Source organism: Pseudomonas sp. NBB (assembly GCF_032701105.1).
Classification (GTDB): domain Bacteria; phylum Pseudomonadota; class Gammaproteobacteria; order Pseudomonadales; family Pseudomonadaceae; genus Aquipseudomonas; species Aquipseudomonas asiatica.
Map to the genome: position 1 here is coordinate 2215514 of NZ_CP103994.1, position 16120 is coordinate 2231633.

Sequence of the window (16120 nt, forward strand, 5' to 3'; positions counted from 1 at the left end):
CTGGCCATGGAGCAGGCCTATCAGGACAACCTCATCGTCAAGCGACTGCCCAGATGGATTCGCCGGCTGCGTATCGTATCGCCGACCGAGCAGAACATCCCGGCCAACGGTCTGTATGAATCGCAGCATGCTGCATTGCGCGAGGCGTTGAAAGACAGCCTGGCCTGTCGACAGTGGCTGGAAAAGGAGCTTGCGCGCATCCAGGGCATCGACCGTTTCGTCAAGCCGCTGCTGCAACACGCCATGCAGGAAGAATTCGGCACCAGGGAAAATGTCGATGGCCTGTATTTCAGGCGCTGGTACACCTACACCGCTCCCAGCCAGGGCACCGTGTGGGGGCGCTATCCGGTTTTGGAAAAGGACTATTTCGACGTACCGCTGATCGAGGCGGCACTGGACAACTTCACGCCGGGCGAGGGGCGGAACGAGCAGCACAAGGATAACTGCATCGTCGACAGCCTGTCGCGACGGCTCGCCTCACCAACCGCACCAGCCTTCGCACGCTTGTGCCGCCAGCTGGATCTGGGCAAGCGCTATCAACAGCACCTGGACAGCGTGCTCAAAGCGCCGAGCAGCCAGGCAAGCGGCTGGCGCAGCATGGCTTCGACACTTGCCCAGCTTTACAGCTCGGTCATGCTGATCGATGCCTGCAAGGCTAAAGGTGATGGAGTCCTGAGTGCTGCCGAACTGGACCTGGTGCTAGAGCTATGCAAGCACGGCAGACCTGGCACGTTGTACGAGTCGAAAGTGGTGGCCCGGCAACTCAAGGCGTTCGGCTGCGATTTGCAACAGATCGTGATACTCGATCTATTTCATGACAAAGTCAGCCGCAAGATCCTTGTCTACATTCCCGATGACCCCCACGGTCCCTGGACCGCAAGCCGCGACCTGGAAAGCTTCACCCGTAAGGTCTTGGGCAAGCGTCTGCGAGACAAGCGCTATCAGGATTTCTTCAAACGCTTCGTACGCCGGCGCGACAGCCAGCAGTTCTTCTCCAGGGTTGCCAAGGACCTGGTGAGCGTCGCCGATTGGGCAACCCGGGAAATGGACCAGCACATACGGGACTACCCGCTACCCTTGTTCGCCCACCTTGCCGATGAGCGCATTGCCCATATCAAGGACGATGCTGCGCTGATTGCCACGCCGGTGTCAGAACTGGATCGCAAGGCCCAGGAAGCCCATCAACAAAGGTTGGTTGCCGAGGGTTGGACACTGGCCACCGTGGCGGGCGTGTTCATCCCCGCACTCAATGCACTGCTGCTGGCGGTAATGGTCTGGGACCTGCTGGGCGAGTTGTTCCAGGCCGTGGAAGACTGGCGCGAGGGCGATACCAGCGCCGCAATGGACCATGTACTCAACGTGACCAAAGACCTGGCCGTGATCGGAGTAACCGCTGTGGTATGGCGGGAAGCGAGCCGGGCCTGGGCCGCATTGGACCAGTGGGTGCCAGCGCGCCTGGAAGACGGCAGCGAGAAGCTCTGGAATGGAGACCTGGTGCCGTTTCGCAGCGCTGCACCTCCCGCTGGGGAAGTGGCCGATGAAATGGGCATCTACCGTGCCCAGGACAGAAGCTGGATGACCATGGACGGCCACAACTATGAAATCGTCCAGCGCGCAGATGAAGAGTGGCAACTGGCACCACGAGATGGTCATGGGCCTTTGTTGCGTCACAATGACGCCGGTGCCTGGCGGCTATGGACCGAGCAACCGGCCAGCTGGACAGACAAGCACCGGATGTTCCGTCGCCTTGGTGAGCGTTTCGCTCGCCTGGATGATGAACAGATTGACCAGGCAATGGCCGTCCATGCCCTGGATGCAGACCATCTTCGGGCGTTGCATGTGTACGGCCGGCCGCCTGAGGCCGAGCTGGTCGATACCGTAGAGCGCCTGCTGATCGACCGCCGGCTGCAGGCCCTGCTGGACGATCTGCAACTCGGGCGGGTGCCGGAGGACGCGCCGTTGCTGGCGAAGGCCCGCGCCTTGCCTGGCGTCACCGAGCAGGGCGGGCCAGCATTGGCGGCGCAGGTCTCGGTAAAGCGGCGCCAGCTGTTTCAGCAGGTGTACGACGGGCAGCAGGAGCCAGACGATGCGGCGGTGGCAACGTTGCGCAGGGCATTCCCGAGCCTGCATCGCCGAGCGGCGCGCGAGCTTGTGGGTGAGCTTTCGGCAGAAGGTGCGGAGTTTCAGGCACTGGTCAGCGGCACGGTGCCCTTTCGGCTGGTCGAAAGGGCCAGGCTGAGCGTACTGCGCATACGTGTTGCGCGTGCCTGCGAGGCGCTGTTCATCGATACGCCCCAGACCCTGGACCAGGCCAAGGTCGCGCTGACGCTGCTGGAGACTCTGGATGTCAGGGAGGCCAGGCCGCGCTGGCGGCTGTACGATGGCGATAGCCCGCAGCCGGTAATGACTACTGCTGGCGACGGGCAGAACTACAGGCTTGTGCATGACAACGGGCAGTTCGAGCTTGAAGATGCGCTAGGCATCGAGTTGCGCGGCCCCGGCGAGCTGTTCGAGACCTTGGCGGCTGCGTTTGCCCCGGCCGATCATGCGGTATTCGGTATCACTGAACCCTACGCCCCGGGGTTGAGAGCAATGTTGGCCCGGCAAATGCCCGGCCACACCAAAGTACTGGCCCAGGTGTTGGGCAATAACCCTCGACAGCCATGGATGCTGGCGCCACTGCGTCTGGAGGATGGCAGGGTCGGCTACCCGCTGGGCGGCAGCCAGGGACGCTTTGCCCGGCCTGCGTCCCGACCCCGGGCGTTCGAGGCGCGTCTGCGCGACCTTTACCCAGCGTACAGTGACGAGCAGATCGAAGCCTGGCTGACCAACTTGCATGTTTTGGGACATGATACCGACACCCAGCTCGGTGTGCTCGAAGAGCAGGCCCGCCGTTTGAGCGAGCACCTGAAAAGCTGGGAGCGGCGAGGGTTGCTGGTCGGCGAACGAACCGAGCGCAAGCGGTTTCGCAAAGCACTCATGCAATGCTGGCGGGAACGGGTACCCGGTCTAGTTGCACCTGAAGATGAACGTCCGGCTTTGGTGTGGCATTACGAACCGCGCGACCTGTGCTCATTGCCTGAATTGGGCCCACTCTTCAGCTTCCCGCATATTACCGAACTTTCCCTGCGTAGCCTGTTGCTGAAAGAAGTGCCAGAGCAATTCCTGCTTTCATTCCCCAATCTGACCTCGCTGGAACTGAGTTACAACCAATTGCGACGTCTACCAGAGAGCCTGTCGTTGCTCAATGACCTGCGCATACTCGACTTGTCCAGCAATCGCATCTCACTGGACGAACCCCAGGCTCGAGCGCTTGGGCTCTGCAGCCGGTTACGTTACCTGAACCTTTCGGACAACCGCTTGAACATGACCTTTTCTGTGGCGGGGATGAGCCAGTTGGCCGAACTGCGTCTGCGCAATGCCGGGTTGGTATTGCTGCCAGAGGGCATCACGGATTGTCAGACGTTGTACATGCTCGATGCTTCCCACAATTCCATCTCTCTGTTGCCCCCTAACTTCATCCTGTCCACGTTGTGGCGACACGGTTACGTGGCGCTGTCAGGCAATTCTGTGCTTCTGCAACAGGCTGAAGATGCGCAGGCGGCCTGGAAAATTCCGGAGGATAGTTCAGTTCCTCAAAAGTTTATGTGGATGGACCGCCTGCACCCCCTGGACCCCCTGAACCGCCTGCAAGACGATAGGCGCGAAATTCTGGGTATCCTGTGGAGCAGTATCGAGCAAATGGATGGAGTGACGAACTTCATGCGACTGCTGAAACAGCTCACGCGCTCGCGAGACTTCACCCATCCTCGATATGGGGAATTGCTGGCCTCACGCGTTCTGACCATGATGGAAAAGGTGGACAACTCTCCAGCACTGGCCAATGAAATTTTCCCCTTTGCACTGGTTGAGAACTGCCCCGACAATGCCACGGTTGTCTTCCAGCAGCTTGAAATTCGATACTATGTGTGGGAAGCCGAGCAGGCTGCCCCTTCTGGCAACAAGGAACAAGTCCTGGTGAAACTGGCGCGGCAGTTGTGGAGGCAAAGGGAACTTGACTTCATCGCTTTGCGCGAGGCTGAGGCTGCTGGTTGGGCGAGCGAGTCCATCGAGTGGGTGCTTGCCTACTCGATCCGCTTGCGCGAGAGGCTGGACCTGCTTGACAACGCGCGAAGCATGCTCCACCCCGCGATCCCGCACCTGGATGACGCTTCGGTCATGCGCGCCGCTGAGCAGGTAAGACTTAACGAGCCTGGATCGCTGCCGGTGTGGATGGCCCAGCAACCGTTCTGGAAAAATTATCTCGAGCGACGTTATGTACGCGAACTGGAAGTGCCGCAGCGTTTTTACGACCAGTTGGCGGAAGATGCTGATGCAAAGTCCTCCGAAAGGTTGCAGGCGCAGGTCAATGAGTGGACGGAACAAACCGAACTCCAACTGACCAACGAGGCTCTGCGACGGTGGGTATGACAAGGGCGCATTGGACTATGCTCAATTTACGCGTGATAGACGTATTTTGGGGGCTCGGGACAGGGAATGAGCGCACTTGGTAACCGCCGGTTACTGTTCATTCAAACATGGAGGCCTCGTGCTGGTTTACGCTCGCCCGTCGGATCTTTCGCCCTGATCTGTAGTCTTCTGGTTTATCGAGAGAATAAGGAGATACGCATGCTCGTCCGGTCACTGACCCTCGCCACCTTGCTCGCGCTCGTCGGCCCTGTGTTTGCTGCCGACAGTGACGCGCCGCTGGCCAAGGAACTGGGCAAGGCCAGGCCCTTGGTCGTCATTGCGCCCAGCAGCGCCGACCCGACCTTGCGTGGGTTGAACGAGGCCCTCAAGGACCCGGCCACCCAGGCCGCCTTCAAAGAGCGCAACCTGGTGGTGTACAGCGTTGCCAACATGATGGGCAAGCGTGAGGACAAGAACCTCGAGCAGCAGACCACCATGGCCCTGATCCGCGAGTTGAAGCTGGGTGCCAGCAAAGGCACCAAGGTGATCCTGGTGGGCAAGGACGGTGAGCGGCACATGCTCAAGGACGACGAAGAGGGAGGGGCTATCGACCCGCAGGTGATCCTCAAGGCGGTCGATGATCTGCCCGCCAGCGAAAAAGCCGTGTCGGCGCCGGAGCCTGTGGCAGCGGCGGCACCGGAACCCAAGGCCAAGGACAGCAAGCCCGCCAAGCCCGCCAAGCCCGCCAAACCTGCCGCGCCGCCCAAGCCGCTGGAGGACTGACCCTGCACGACGGCCCCGAGGCACCTTGGGGCCGTCGTGTATCCCACTGTATCTGCCCACGCTGCAGACCCATTCCCATACAAAACCGCCCCCCGCGCGATACATCCACGACATACCGCAACGGCCTAATGGCTCCACATTCCAACCACAGTGGAGCGACACCATGACTCAAGTACGAAACACCCTCGGCCTGCTCGGCGCTGCCCTGATCGGCAGCATGGCATTGAGCAGCAGCGCCTTTGCCGTCGAGCCGTTGGCCCAGGGTTACCAGCTGGCTTCGGCCAAGGTGGCAGGCGAGGGCAAGTGTGGTGAAGGCAAATGTGGTGGCAGCGCCAAGGCCACCCAGGGAGAAGGCAAATGCGGTGAGGGCAAGTGCGGCGCCAGCGCCAAGGCCGGTGCCGAAGGCAAGTGTGGCGAGGGCAAGTGTGGTGATGCCTCGTTCGCCAAGACCGACAGCAACCACGACGGCAAGGTCTCGCGCGACGAGTTCCTGGCGGTGGCCAAGGACCGTGCCGGCGACTTCGACAAGATCGACAGCAACCATGATGGCTTCATCTCCGAACAGGAGGCGGCGGATCACCTCAAGGCGATCTACCAGGCTAATGGCAAGGCCATGCCCGAAGGCTTGTTCAGCCACCTGACCGGCAAGTCCTGACCTTCTGCCCCATGAACCGCGCAACGCCCCTCCTGCTGGTCAGGCGGGGCGTTGTGCCTGTTGCGGAGACCTTTTCATGCACCCCACATCTTTGTCCCCTGTACCTTTAGAGGCAGGGCTAGGCCTGCGTCGCGGCCTGCTGCCGGAACTGCTGGCCATGGAGGCTGGCGCCGTGGACTTCCTGGAATGCGCACCGGAAAACTGGGTTGCCGTGGGCGGTGCCTACGGCAAGGGCCTGGCGCAGTTGGCCGAGCGTTTTGCCATTACCTGCCACGGGCTGTCGTTGTCGCTGGGTGGCAGCGAGCCGCTGGACCGCCATTTCCTTGGCCAGACACGCCAGTTTCTCGATCGCCACCAGGTGCGCCTGTACAGCGAGCACCTGAGCTACTGCAGTGATGACGGGCACCTGTACGACCTGATGCCCATTCCATTCACCGACGAAGCGGTGCGCCATGTGGCCGCGCGGATTCGCCAGGCCCAGGAATACCTGGAGCGGCGCATTGCCGTGGAAAACATCAGCTACTACGCCGCACCGTACCAGGCGATGAGTGAACTCGAGTTCATCCGCGCGGTACTCGATGAGGCCGACTGCGACCTGCTGCTGGACGTCAACAACGTCTTCGTCAATGCCTGCAATCACGGCTACGACGCCCGCGAGTTCCTTGCGGGCTTGCCCCAGGCGCGGGTGACCGGCATGCACGTGGCTGGCCATTACGATGAAGCGCCGGACCTCAAGGTAGACACCCATGGGGCTGCGGTGAAGGAGGATGTGTGGGCGCTGTACGCGGTCGCCTGTAAGCGTTTCGGTGTGCAACCGACGGTACTCGAGCGTGATTTCAACTACCCGCCGCTGGTCGAACTGCTCGCCGAAACGGCGCGCATCCGTACTGTGCAGCGTGCTTCTGGAGGGCATGCAGATGAATGAGACCTTGCGTGAGCAGCAGTACACCTTGGCCCGACACCTGCGTGACCCGCAGCGCCATGCACCGCCGCCGGGCGTGGAGGCCCGGCGCCTGAAGGTTTACCGCGAGCTTTTCTATGGTGCTATCGAAGGTTTGCTGGCCGGCAGTTTTCCGGTGATGCGCCAGGCGTTGGGCGAACCGCGCTGGCATGCCCGAGTGCGAGACTTCTATGCCAACTATCGCAGCCAGACACCGTTGTTCACCGAGATTGCCGAGGCGTTCGTCGACTACCTGCAGGGTGTCGAGCTGGATGCGCCCTGGCAGCTGGAGCTGGCGCACTATGAGTGGGTCGAGGCGCAGTTGTATCTGAGCGATGCGCAGGACCCGGCCCATGACCCGGCAGGCGACCTGCTGGAAGGGGAGCCACTGTTGTCGTGTGTGGCGCGGGTGTTGGCCTATCGCTGGCCGGTGGAGCGGATCGGGGCGGATTACCAGCCAGCGGTGGCGCCAGAGGCGCCGACCTTGTTACTGGTTTATCGCGATGCAGGGCTGAAGGTGCGCTTCGCGCGCCTGGCGCCGCTGGCGTACCGGTTGCTGGCGCTGGAGCAGGGCAGTGGGCGGGCGCGGTTGCAGGCGTTGGGCGGTGCTGTGGGAGAGGGGTTGGCCTTGCTGGAGGGGCTGCGCGAGCAGGGAGTCATCATCGGTACATGTTGAGTGCGGGTACGGGGGGCGCCTTGCGCCCCTATCGCGACACAAGGCCGCTCCTACAGAGGTACGCGATCCCCTGTGGGAGCGGCCTTGTGTCGCGATGGGCTGCAAGGCAGCCCCGGCAATATCACCTGCAGAACCGCCCTCTGAGCCAGTGATCCAGGCTCAACCGCCCAGCCCCGTTCAGCAGCAGTGGCAGCAACGCCACCAGGTAGATCAGCGGCAACTTGAAGTTGCCAAAGCCTTGGTCGGTAATCGCATACCCTTGGGCCAGTTCGGCCAGGCTCGACCAGTGCGCCGGCCAATGCACCGCGGCAATCGCCACCACGGTCACCACCATCAGCCCCAACGAGGCCAGCCGGGTACCTAGCCCCAACAACAGCAGTAACGGCAGGATCAGCTCCGCCCACATCGACAGCTGCCAGTTCAGCTCTGCAGGCAGCAGGTTGAAGGGGAACGGGAAGTTCGCCTGCAGGTCGGCGAACCAGTTGCTGCCATTGAATTTCTCCCAGCCGGATTCGAAAAACTCCCAGGCCAGAAACAGCCGCAACGGCAGGTCGGCGCTCCAGGTACCGAAGCGGTCGAAGGTGGTCAGGGTGCGGGTCAAGGTGGTCATGCTGGTTTCTCTCTTCAGGAAAGGGCACGGGCGTTACGGCGTTGCTGACGGGCCAGCTTGGCGGTGAGCTTGACGGCGATGGCGCTGAACATCAGGGCGAACGCCAGCGGGTACCAGCCGCCCATGGGGATGCGTTTGTAGAACGACAGGCAGAACACCGCGGCCAGTACCCACATGCCGGTACTGTGCAGGGCCTGCCAGGCACGGCCACCCAACAGGCGCATCGGGGCCTTGAACGAGGTGATGGTGAGCAGCAGCAGGAACAGGTAGCCGAGGGTGCCGGGCAGGCTGGAAGTGAACGTGCGGCCGGCCCAGAACAGCTCGGGGAATTGCTGGGCATAGCGGTAGATCAGTACGCCGTGCACGGTGTGGGAAAAGGCGAATGCCAACCCCAGATAGCGCCGTTCCTGGAGGATGCGGCGGCTGCTGGTGCCAGGCAGCAAGGTCACCAGCGACGAGGCCAGAAAGGCCAGCAGGAATAGCGCGAAGGAGCTGCGCGCAGTGGCACGGATCGCGCTGCGCAGGCCGTCCGGATCAGGTTGGCTGGCCAGGACCACGGCGGTCATTGCCAGGGTCAGGCCGGCGAGCGTGGCGAACAGCTTCCAGCCGGAGGGAAGGGTGAGGGGTTTCATCAGGGAGGCTCCCGGGTGTGGTTGTGTGACCGGGAGTGTGTCGGGGTGGGGTATCTGCAGTGTGTCGGCGGTGGTGGGGTTGTGTATCGGAGTGTACTGATACCTCAAGCGCCACCTGCTTTTTGTGGGAGCGGCCTTGCGTCGCGAAAGGGCCGCAAAGCGGCCCCGGCAATTCATGCGACGAAGCTGAAAACCTGGGGCTGCTGCGCAGCCCTATCGCGACGCAAGGCCGCTCCCACAAACTGTCATTTGAGCTCGATCTGCGCGCACAGCCCACCGCCTGCGCGGTTGCTCAGGGTCAGTCGGCCGCCCATGGCCTGGATCAGCTGGTGGGCAATCGCCAATCCCAGCCCGGTGCCGCCGGTGCTGCGGTTGCGTGAACCTTCCACGCGATAGAACGGCTTGAGCACTTCATCCAGTTCGCCGCCGGGTATGCCTGGCCCGTTGTCGAGCACGCGGATCACGGTGCTGTCGCCCTCGCGGCACACCTCCAGTTCGGCAGCACCGGCAAACTTGAGGGCATTGTCCACCAGGTTCACCAGCACCCGGCGCAGGGCATGCGGGCGGGTTTCCAGCAGGCTGCCGCTGCTGCCATGGCGCTCGACCTGGGCGCCACTGTCCTGGTAGTCGAACACCAGGCTGTCGAGAAAGGCATCGAGGTTGACCCGGCACGGGGCCTCGGTGCTGGTGTCCATGCTGCGGGCATAAGCCACGCCTTCGCGCACCAGGTGTTCCATTTCACCCAGGTCGCCCCACAGTTTGTCCTTTTCCACCCCTTCGTCCATCACTTCGACACGCAGCTTCATGCGCGTGATCGGTGTTTGCAGGTCGTGGGAGATGGCCGCCAGCAACTGCATACGTTCCTTGAGGTAGGCTGCGATGCGCGCCTGCAGGGCGTTGAAGGCCACGGCGGCGTAGCGCACCTCGCGCGGGCCGCTTTCATCCAGCTGCACGCCAGGCTTGTCCGGGTCGAGGTTGTCCACCGCACGGGCCAGGCGGGTCAGCGGGCCGATCGCCAGTCGTACCGCCAGCCAGGTGCATAGCAACAGCACGGCCAACTGGATCAGCAACACCACGGGCAGCCAACGTGCCACCGGGACCGGCGATGGGGTAACGTCGATGGTCAGCGGTGCGCCATCGGCCAGGGTCAGGTGTGCCTGGAAGTGCGCATTCGGGCCGGGGATTTCCTGGAAGGAAAGCCGATAGTCGGCACCAATGGCCTTGACGATCGAGTCGGCGGCCATGGGCGGGTCGCTGGTCGGCATGGCTTCGCCCGCCAGGCCCTGGTCCAGCCGGTAGCGGTAGGTACGCCGCTCCAGACGCGGCAGCCAGGCGGCGCGCTCGGCCGCGGGCAGGCGGTCGAGGATGGCCACCGAGGTGGCCACGTCCTGCTCCAGGGTGCTGAGCATCATCGAGCGGCTGCTGATGTAGCGCTCGTACGCTTGCAGGCCGAACGACAGGCCGTAGGCCAGCACCAGGCCGGTGAAGAAGATCAGTGCCAGGCGCGAGGCCAGGGTACGTGGCCACTTCATGATGGCGACTCGAGCAGTTGCACCGGCAGCGAGAACACGTAGCCCTCGCTGCGCACGGTCTTGATGCAGCTGGGTTCGCGGGCGTCGTCACCCAGGCGCTGGCGCAGGCGGCTGACCAGCAGGTCGATGGAGCGGTCGAAGATGTCGGCTTCGCGGCCCTGGGTCAGGTTGAGCAACTGCTCACGGCTGAGCACCCGCTGCGGGTGGTCGAGAAACACCCGCAGCAGGCGGTATTCGGCACCGCTCAGGGCTACCAGGGTGCCTTCGCTGTCGAGCAGGTGGCGCGCGGTGGTGTCCAGCCGCCACTGGCCGAAGCCGAGCAGGCGGCTGCTTTCGCTGATGGTCAGGTTGGGCGGCAGCATGCGCGTGCGGCGCAGCACGGCGTTGATGCGGGCCAACAGTTCGCGGGCCGAGAACGGCTTGGTCAGGTAGTCGTCGGCGCCCATTTCCAGGCCGATGATGCGGTCGGTTTCGTCGTTGCGGGCGGTCAGCATCAGCACCGGGGTATTGCGGTGCTTGCCGGCGCGCAGCTCGCGGCACAACAGCAGGCCGTCGTCGCCGGGCATCATGATGTCCAGGACGATCAGGTCGACGCTGTTGGCTTCGAGAAAGGCGCGCATCTGCCGGCCGTCGGCGACGATGCTGGTGCGCAGGCCGTTCTTCTTCAGGTAGTTGCCGACCAGTTCGCGGATTTCGCGGTCGTCGTCGACGATCAGGATGTGATCGACGTGTTCCATGCGCTGCGTTCCTGTGCAAGAGGGGATGGGCGCAGTGTACCGAGCGCGTTCGCGCTTGCCTGCGGGGGTTTGTATTGCAGTGTATCTGGCAGGTGTACAGACACAGGAGGAAGCACATCACAGCTTCGGGCGACACATACGGGATACCTGGCCGGCGTGAAATGGCTCTCGACCGGGGAGCACAACTCCCCACCCTCAAGCGTTACACAGGAGAGATGCCATGAACTTCAATAGCTTCGCCCGTGCCAGCCTGTTCGCCGTGCTCAGCTTCGGCGCCATTGCCGCCCAGGCCTCCACCATGCCGATGGACAACAGCGGGGTCATGCAGTACCGCTACGGTGACCACCTGGATGTGAAGAAAGTGCTGTCGATACAGGATGACCAGAGCGACGCCTGCGGCCTGGTGAACACCCGCATGGACTACCTCGACTCCAAGGGCCAGCAACAGAGCGTGCAGTACCGCACCTATGCCACCGGCGGTTGCCATGAGAATTGATCGCCGCTTGTTGTTGAAGGTTGGCGGCATTGCCCTGGCGCTGGCGGGCCTGGGGCTGGGCGGGCACCTGATGGCCCGCGACAGCTACGGTGCCATGCCGTCGCTGTCCGGCGCCAGCCAGTGGCTTAACTCGGCGCCGCTGGATGGCCCCGGGCTCAAGGGCAAGGTGGTGCTGGTGGACTTCTGGACCTGGGACTGCATCAACTGCCGGCGAAGCCTGCCGCATGTGAACGAATGGGCGCGGCGCTATGCCGACCAGGGCCTGGTGGTGGTCGGTGTGCACACCCCGGAGTACGACTACGAGCACGATGTAGGCACCTTGCGTGACAAGGTGGCCAGCCTGGGGATCGCTTATCCGGTGGCGGTGGATAACGACTACAAGGTGTGGAATGCCTGGGGCAACCAGTTCTGGCCGGCGCATTACTTTGTCGACCGCAAGGGGCAGGTGCGCCATGTGCACTTTGGCGAGGGGGATTATGGTGGGCAGGAGCAGGTGATACAGGCGTTGCTGGATGAAAAAGGGTGAGTTGTCTGTGCCGGCCTCTTCGCGGGCTTGCCCGCTCCCACAGGGATTTGCGTAATCAGTGAAATTTGCGCAGCACCTGTGGGAGCGGGCAAGCCCGCGAAGAAGCCGACACCTGTCTGTCAGGTGAAACTGGCAAAGTGCGCCTGCATCCGCGCCGCATCCGCTTGGCGCCCGCTGAACAGCTCGAACGCCTTCACCGCCTGGAACACGGCCATGTTGCTGCCATCCAGGGTGCGGCAGCCCAGTGCCCGGGCGGCGCGCAGCAGTTCGGTCTCCAGCGGGAAGTAGATGATCTCCGCCACCCACAGGCGAGCATGCAGCAGCTCCACCGGCAGCGGTGTGCCCGGCAGCTTGGCCATGCCCACCGGTGTGGTGTTGACCAGCCCGTCCGCCTCGGTCAGGGCCGTGGCCAGGTCGGTGCCGACAACGGCGCGCCCGGCACCGAAATGGGCATTCAGGTTGTCCACCAGGGCCTGTGCACGGGCCACGTCCACTTCGAACAGTACCAGCCGCTCGACCCCTTCACCCAGCAGGGCATGGGCCACGGCCGAACCTGCGCCACCGGCACCCATCTGCACTACCTGGCGCCGTGCCACATCCGGCAGGCCACGGCGCAAGCCTTCGGCAAAGCCCAGGCAGTCGGTGTTGTGGCCGACCCGCTTGCCGTCCTTGAGCACCACGGTGTTCACCGCACCGATGCCGCGGGCTTCGTCCGACAGTTCGTCGAGCAGCGGCAGGATCGCCTGCTTGAACGGGTAGGTGATGTTGAGCCCGGTGAAACCGGTGTGCTGGGCGGCATCGAGCAGGCCGGGCAGGGCGCTGTCATCCAGTTGCAGCTGGTCGGCATCGATCAGCCGGTACAGGTAGCGCAGCGCCTGGGCATCACCTTCGTGTTCGTGCAGGGCAGGGGTGCGCGACAGTTGGATGCCGCGGCCGATCAGGCCGGCGAGGATGGCTTGCTGGCTCATGCGCTGCGCTCCTGCAACATTTCGGCAAAGTGGCTGATGGCCATGCGATAGCCATGGCTGCCCAGGCCGCAGATGACCCCGACGGCGATGGACGATATGAACGACAGGTGACGGAACGGTTCGCGCTTGTGCACGTTGGACAGGTGCACTTCGATAACCGGCACTTCGCCGGCCACCAGGGCATCGCGGATGGCCACCGAGGTGTGGGTCCAGGCGCCGGGGTTGATCACGATGCCGGCGCAGCGGCCACGGGCGGCATGGATCCAGTCGATCAGTTCGCCTTCGTGGTTGGTTTGGCGGAATTCGATTTCCAGGCCGAGGGAATGGGCGGTGTCGGCACAACCCTGGGCCAGGTCGGCGAGGGTTTCGTGGCCGTACTGGGCAGGCTCGCGGGTGCCCAGCATGTTCAGGTTGGGGCCGTTGAGTACGAGAATAAGGGGCTTCATGACGGGCATCGCTTTGTTGTTGTTGGATGCTTCCTAGTTTTGTACCGCCTGGTTAGTTTAGTCAATTGGACTAAACCGCTGTACCCGGAAAGTGGGCGATTATCGAACCCTCAGCAACTCAGACTGGATTACAAAATTGTAATTCTCCCGCCACCGCCCCGATAAGCGCGGCTTTCTACAGTCCCTCGGCAAATCTCGCCGACGAGGACCTGTTTCGTGCCCATCCCCCGCAAGACCGCCTTGCTCTGCCTGTTGCTGGCTGGCGCCGGCACTGCCCAGGCCAGCCAGAGCCTGAGCCTGCCCCAGGCGCTAGACGCCGCCTTTGCCCAGAACCCGGAGCTGGCCGCAGCCGGACGGGAAATCGGCATTGCCGATGGCGAACGGCGCCAGGCCGGGCTCATCCCCAACCCGGAGCTGTCCTGGGAGGTCGAGGACACTCGCCATGACACCAGCACCACCACGGTCACCCTTAGCCAACCGCTGGAGCTGGGCGGCAAGCGCGGCGCACGTGTCGCCGTGGCCGGTGCTGGCCAGGCCATTGCCCAGCTGGGCCTGGAACGCCAGCGCAACGGCCTGCGCGCCGATGTGATACAGGCCTTCCACGCGGCCCTGCGCGCACAGACCGCGCTGGATTTGGCGCAGCAATCGCAGGCGTTGACCGAGCGTGGGCTGCGAGTGGTGCAGGGGCGGGTGACCGCTGGCCAGTCATCGCCCGTTGAGGCCACCCGGGCCCAGGTGCAGTTGGCCCAGGCCCAGGCTGAAGTGCGCCGTGCGCAAACCCAGCGCAGTGTGGCCTACCAGGCCCTGGCACGGTTGACCGGCAGCCCGCTGGCAAGGTTCGAACAGTTGCAGGCAGCCAACCTGTCCCCGGGTGATGCGCCTAGCGCCGATGCCCTGCTCGACCAGGTCGAGCAAACGGCCGAATGGCGCCTGGCCGCCGCCCAGGTCGAGCGCGGCGAAGCGTCCCTGGGATCGGAAAAGGCCCTGCGTATTCCCAACCTCACCGTCAGCCTTGGCAGCCAGTACAGCCGCGAAGACCGCGAGCGGGTCAATGTGGTGGGCCTGTCGATGCCCTTGCCGCTGTTCGACCGCAACCAGGGCAACGTGCTGGCCGCGGCCCGCCGTGCCGACCAGGCGCGTGACCTGCGCAACGCCGTGGGGCTTCGCCTGCGCAGTGAAACCCGCAGCGCCGTCAGCCAGTGGGTCACTGCCATGCAGGAAGTGCAGGCCTATGACCGCACCATCCTGCCGTCTGCCCAGCAGGCCGTGGACACCGCCACACGTGGTTTCGAAATGGGCAAGTTCGCCTTCCTCGATGTGCTCGACGCCCAGCGCACGCTGATCGAGGCGCGCGGGTTGTACCTCGACGCACTGGCCTCGGCGACCGACGCGCGGGCGCAGGTCGAGCGGATCTATGGCGACCTCGATGGCCTGAGCAACAAATTGAACAGCAGGAGCAACAATGACTAACACACGCAAGATAGCCATTCTGGCTGCCACCATTGCCGCGCTTGGCCTGGGTGGCCTGGCCTGGACCGGCAACCTCGGCAACGCATCGAGCACTGAAGCCCGGCACGACGACCACGGCGAAGACACCCATGGCCACGGCGAGGAGCAGGCCGGTGAAGATCACGAAGAAGAGGCGGGCAAGCTGCACCTGTCCATCGCCCAGATCGAAGCTGCCGGTGTGCAACTGGCCGATGCCGGCCCTCGTGAACTGGGCACCGCCATCAGCTTCCCGGGTGAAATCCGCTTCGACGAGGACCGCACTGCCCACGTCGTGCCACGCGTGCCCGGTGTGGTCGAGTCAGTGCAAGCCGAACTGGGCCAGGCGGTCAAGCGTGGTCAGGTGCTGGCGGTAATTGCCAGCCAGCAGATTTCCGACCTGCGCAGCGAACAGCAGGCTGCCCAGCGCCGCCTGGAACTGGCGCGCCTGACCTTCCAGCGCGAACAGCAGCTGTGGCAGGAACGCATCAGCGCCGAGCAGGATTACCTGCAGGCCCGCCAGGCGTTGCAGGAAGCGGAGATTGCCTTGGCCAACGCCCGGCAGAAGGTCGCCGCCGTGGGCCCGGCCGGTGCCGGCAACCGCTATGAACTGCGCGCGCCGTTCGATGCAGTGGTGGTGGAAAAGCACCTGACCGTGGGTGAGGTGGTCGATGAGACCAGCAATGCCTTCACCCTGTCTGACCTGAGCCGGGTCTGGGCCACCTTCGCCGTCGCCCCGCGCGACCTGGACAAGGTGACCACCGGCCGCAATGTCACGGTCAGCGCGCCGGACCTGGGCGCCCAGGTTGAGGGCAAGGTCAACTACGTCGGCAGGCTGCTCGGCGAGCAGAACCGTGCCGCCACTGTCCGCGCCACGCTGGCCAACCCCAACGGCGCCTGGCGCCCTGGGTTGTTCGTCAACGTCGCGGTCAGCGTCGAACGCTTCAACGCCGCCGTGGTGGTACCAGAAAGCGCATTGCAATCCTGGGAAGAGCAGACCGTGGTGTTTGCCCGTACCGAGGAAGGCTTCGAAGCCCGTCCGGTGAAGGCTGGCCGCCGCGACGCCGGTCTGGTGGAAATCACCACCGGCCTTGCCGCCGGAACCCAGGTGGCCGCTGCCGGCAGCTTTGTCCTCAAGTCTGAGCTGGGCAAGGGCTCGGCCGAGCACAGCCATTGATCACGGGG

At 63.8% G+C, this 16120-nt stretch carries 15 protein-coding genes; 9 read left to right on the plus strand and 6 right to left on the minus strand.

What is annotated here, in order from left to right; all coding sequences use genetic code 11:
* Positions 1 to 6: 6 nt before the first annotated feature.
* From NY023_RS10340 to NY023_RS10360, 5 genes are all read left to right on the plus strand, one after another.
* Positions 7 to 4470: an NEL-type E3 ubiquitin ligase domain-containing protein gene (locus tag NY023_RS10340; protein WP_238531261.1), complete on the plus strand. Its 4464-nt coding sequence runs from the start codon at positions 7 to 9 to the stop codon at positions 4468 to 4470.
* Between the two features lie 198 nt (positions 4471 to 4668).
* Entirely contained in the window at positions 4669 to 5232 is a 564-nt protein-coding gene (locus NY023_RS10345; protein WP_024086659.1) for a DUF4174 domain-containing protein, read from the plus strand.
* A gap of 163 nt (positions 5233 to 5395) precedes the next feature.
* Positions 5396 to 5887, plus strand: coding sequence for a hypothetical protein (locus tag NY023_RS10350; RefSeq protein WP_013971966.1), 492 nt, complete (start codon positions 5396 to 5398; stop codon positions 5885 to 5887).
* Positions 5888 to 5963: 76 nt separating this feature from the next.
* Positions 5964 to 6812 (plus strand): DUF692 domain-containing protein, encoded by an 849-nt coding sequence (locus tag NY023_RS10355; RefSeq protein ID WP_049798439.1) that lies wholly within the window; start codon positions 5964 to 5966, stop codon positions 6810 to 6812.
* Positions 6805 to 7503 (plus strand): DUF2063 domain-containing protein, encoded by a 699-nt coding sequence (locus NY023_RS10360; protein ID WP_013971968.1) that lies wholly within the window; start codon positions 6805 to 6807, stop codon positions 7501 to 7503. The genes NY023_RS10355 and NY023_RS10360 overlap by 8 nt, the downstream gene beginning before the upstream one ends.
* Positions 7504 to 7624: 121 nt before the next feature.
* On the opposite strand, the gene NY023_RS10365 is transcribed toward NY023_RS10360, so the two are convergent.
* The 4 genes from NY023_RS10365 to NY023_RS10380 all read right to left on the minus strand — a co-directional run bounded on the left by NY023_RS10365 (position 7625) and on the right by NY023_RS10380 (position 11014).
* Entirely contained in the window at positions 7625 to 8113 is a 489-nt protein-coding gene (locus NY023_RS10365) for a DoxX family protein (RefSeq protein ID WP_013971969.1), read from the minus strand.
* Positions 8114 to 8127: 14 nt separating this feature from the next.
* Positions 8128 to 8745 carry a ferric reductase-like transmembrane domain-containing protein gene (locus NY023_RS10370; protein ID WP_013971970.1) on the minus strand — a complete coding sequence of 206 codons (618 nt, stop codon included), beginning with the start codon at positions 8743 to 8745 and terminating at the stop codon, positions 8128 to 8130.
* A gap of 245 nt (positions 8746 to 8990) precedes the next feature.
* The gene (locus NY023_RS10375) at positions 8991 to 10277 is read right to left on the minus strand and encodes a sensor histidine kinase (RefSeq protein WP_013971971.1); all 1287 of its coding nucleotides are present in this window, start codon (positions 10275 to 10277) and stop codon (positions 8991 to 8993) included.
* A complete protein-coding gene (locus NY023_RS10380; protein WP_003250463.1) occupies positions 10274 to 11014 on the minus strand; it encodes a response regulator in 741 nt (246 codons plus the stop codon). Before NY023_RS10380 ends, NY023_RS10375 begins: the two co-directional genes overlap by 4 nt.
* A gap of 220 nt (positions 11015 to 11234) precedes the next feature.
* Between NY023_RS10380 and NY023_RS10385 the strand changes: the two genes are divergently transcribed.
* Positions 11235 to 11510: a DUF2790 domain-containing protein gene (locus NY023_RS10385; protein ID WP_013971972.1), complete on the plus strand. Its 276-nt coding sequence runs from the start codon at positions 11235 to 11237 to the stop codon at positions 11508 to 11510.
* The gene (locus tag NY023_RS10390) at positions 11500 to 12036 is read left to right on the plus strand and encodes a thioredoxin family protein (RefSeq protein ID WP_013971973.1); all 537 of its coding nucleotides are present in this window, start codon (positions 11500 to 11502) and stop codon (positions 12034 to 12036) included. Before NY023_RS10385 ends, NY023_RS10390 begins: the two co-directional genes overlap by 11 nt.
* A gap of 119 nt (positions 12037 to 12155) precedes the next feature.
* Here the strand turns inward: NY023_RS10390 and NY023_RS10395 are convergent, their stop codons facing one another.
* Positions 12156 to 13004, minus strand: a complete 849-nt coding sequence (locus NY023_RS10395; protein ID WP_013971974.1) for a shikimate dehydrogenase — start codon at positions 13002 to 13004, stop codon at positions 12156 to 12158.
* Positions 13001 to 13450: a type II 3-dehydroquinate dehydratase gene (aroQ, locus tag NY023_RS10400; protein ID WP_013971975.1), complete on the minus strand. Its 450-nt coding sequence runs from the start codon at positions 13448 to 13450 to the stop codon at positions 13001 to 13003. The genes NY023_RS10395 and aroQ overlap by 4 nt, the downstream gene beginning before the upstream one ends.
* Positions 13451 to 13666: 216 nt before the next feature.
* Between aroQ and NY023_RS10405 the strand changes: the two genes are divergently transcribed.
* Positions 13667 to 14920, plus strand: a complete 1254-nt coding sequence (locus tag NY023_RS10405) for a TolC family protein (protein ID WP_013971976.1) — start codon at positions 13667 to 13669, stop codon at positions 14918 to 14920.
* Positions 14913 to 16112: an efflux RND transporter periplasmic adaptor subunit gene (locus NY023_RS10410; protein ID WP_013971977.1), complete on the plus strand. Its 1200-nt coding sequence runs from the start codon at positions 14913 to 14915 to the stop codon at positions 16110 to 16112. Before NY023_RS10405 ends, NY023_RS10410 begins: the two co-directional genes overlap by 8 nt.
* Positions 16113 to 16120: the final 8 nt, after the last annotated feature.

What these genes read in the sequence shown, in the direction of transcription:
- NY023_RS10340 (WP_238531261.1), top strand. Translation starts at nt 7, where the DNA reads ATGGAGCAGGCCTATCAGGACAACCTCATCGTCAAGCGACTGCCCAGA.
- NY023_RS10345 (WP_024086659.1), top strand. Translation starts at nt 4,669, where the DNA reads ATGCTCGTCCGGTCACTGACCCTCGCCACCTTGCTCGCGCTCGTCGGC.
- NY023_RS10350 (WP_013971966.1), top strand. Translation starts at nt 5,396, where the DNA reads ATGACTCAAGTACGAAACACCCTCGGCCTGCTCGGCGCTGCCCTGATC.
- NY023_RS10355 (WP_049798439.1), top strand. Translation starts at nt 5,964, where the DNA reads ATGCACCCCACATCTTTGTCCCCTGTACCTTTAGAGGCAGGGCTAGGC.
- NY023_RS10360 (WP_013971968.1), top strand. Translation starts at nt 6,805, where the DNA reads ATGAATGAGACCTTGCGTGAGCAGCAGTACACCTTGGCCCGACACCTG.
- NY023_RS10365 (WP_013971969.1), bottom strand. Translation starts at nt 8,113, where the DNA reads ATGACCACCTTGACCCGCACCCTGACCACCTTCGACCGCTTCGGTACC.
- NY023_RS10370 (WP_013971970.1), bottom strand. Translation starts at nt 8,745, where the DNA reads ATGAAACCCCTCACCCTTCCCTCCGGCTGGAAGCTGTTCGCCACGCTC.
- NY023_RS10375 (WP_013971971.1), bottom strand. Translation starts at nt 10,277, where the DNA reads ATGAAGTGGCCACGTACCCTGGCCTCGCGCCTGGCACTGATCTTCTTC.
- NY023_RS10380 (WP_003250463.1), bottom strand. Translation starts at nt 11,014, where the DNA reads ATGGAACACGTCGATCACATCCTGATCGTCGACGACGACCGCGAAATC.
- NY023_RS10385 (WP_013971972.1), top strand. Translation starts at nt 11,235, where the DNA reads ATGAACTTCAATAGCTTCGCCCGTGCCAGCCTGTTCGCCGTGCTCAGC.
- NY023_RS10390 (WP_013971973.1), top strand. Translation starts at nt 11,500, where the DNA reads ATGAGAATTGATCGCCGCTTGTTGTTGAAGGTTGGCGGCATTGCCCTG.
- NY023_RS10395 (WP_013971974.1), bottom strand. Translation starts at nt 13,004, where the DNA reads ATGAGCCAGCAAGCCATCCTCGCCGGCCTGATCGGCCGCGGCATCCAA.
- aroQ (WP_013971975.1), bottom strand. Translation starts at nt 13,450, where the DNA reads ATGAAGCCCCTTATTCTCGTACTCAACGGCCCCAACCTGAACATGCTG.
- NY023_RS10410 (WP_013971977.1), top strand. Translation starts at nt 14,913, where the DNA reads ATGACTAACACACGCAAGATAGCCATTCTGGCTGCCACCATTGCCGCG.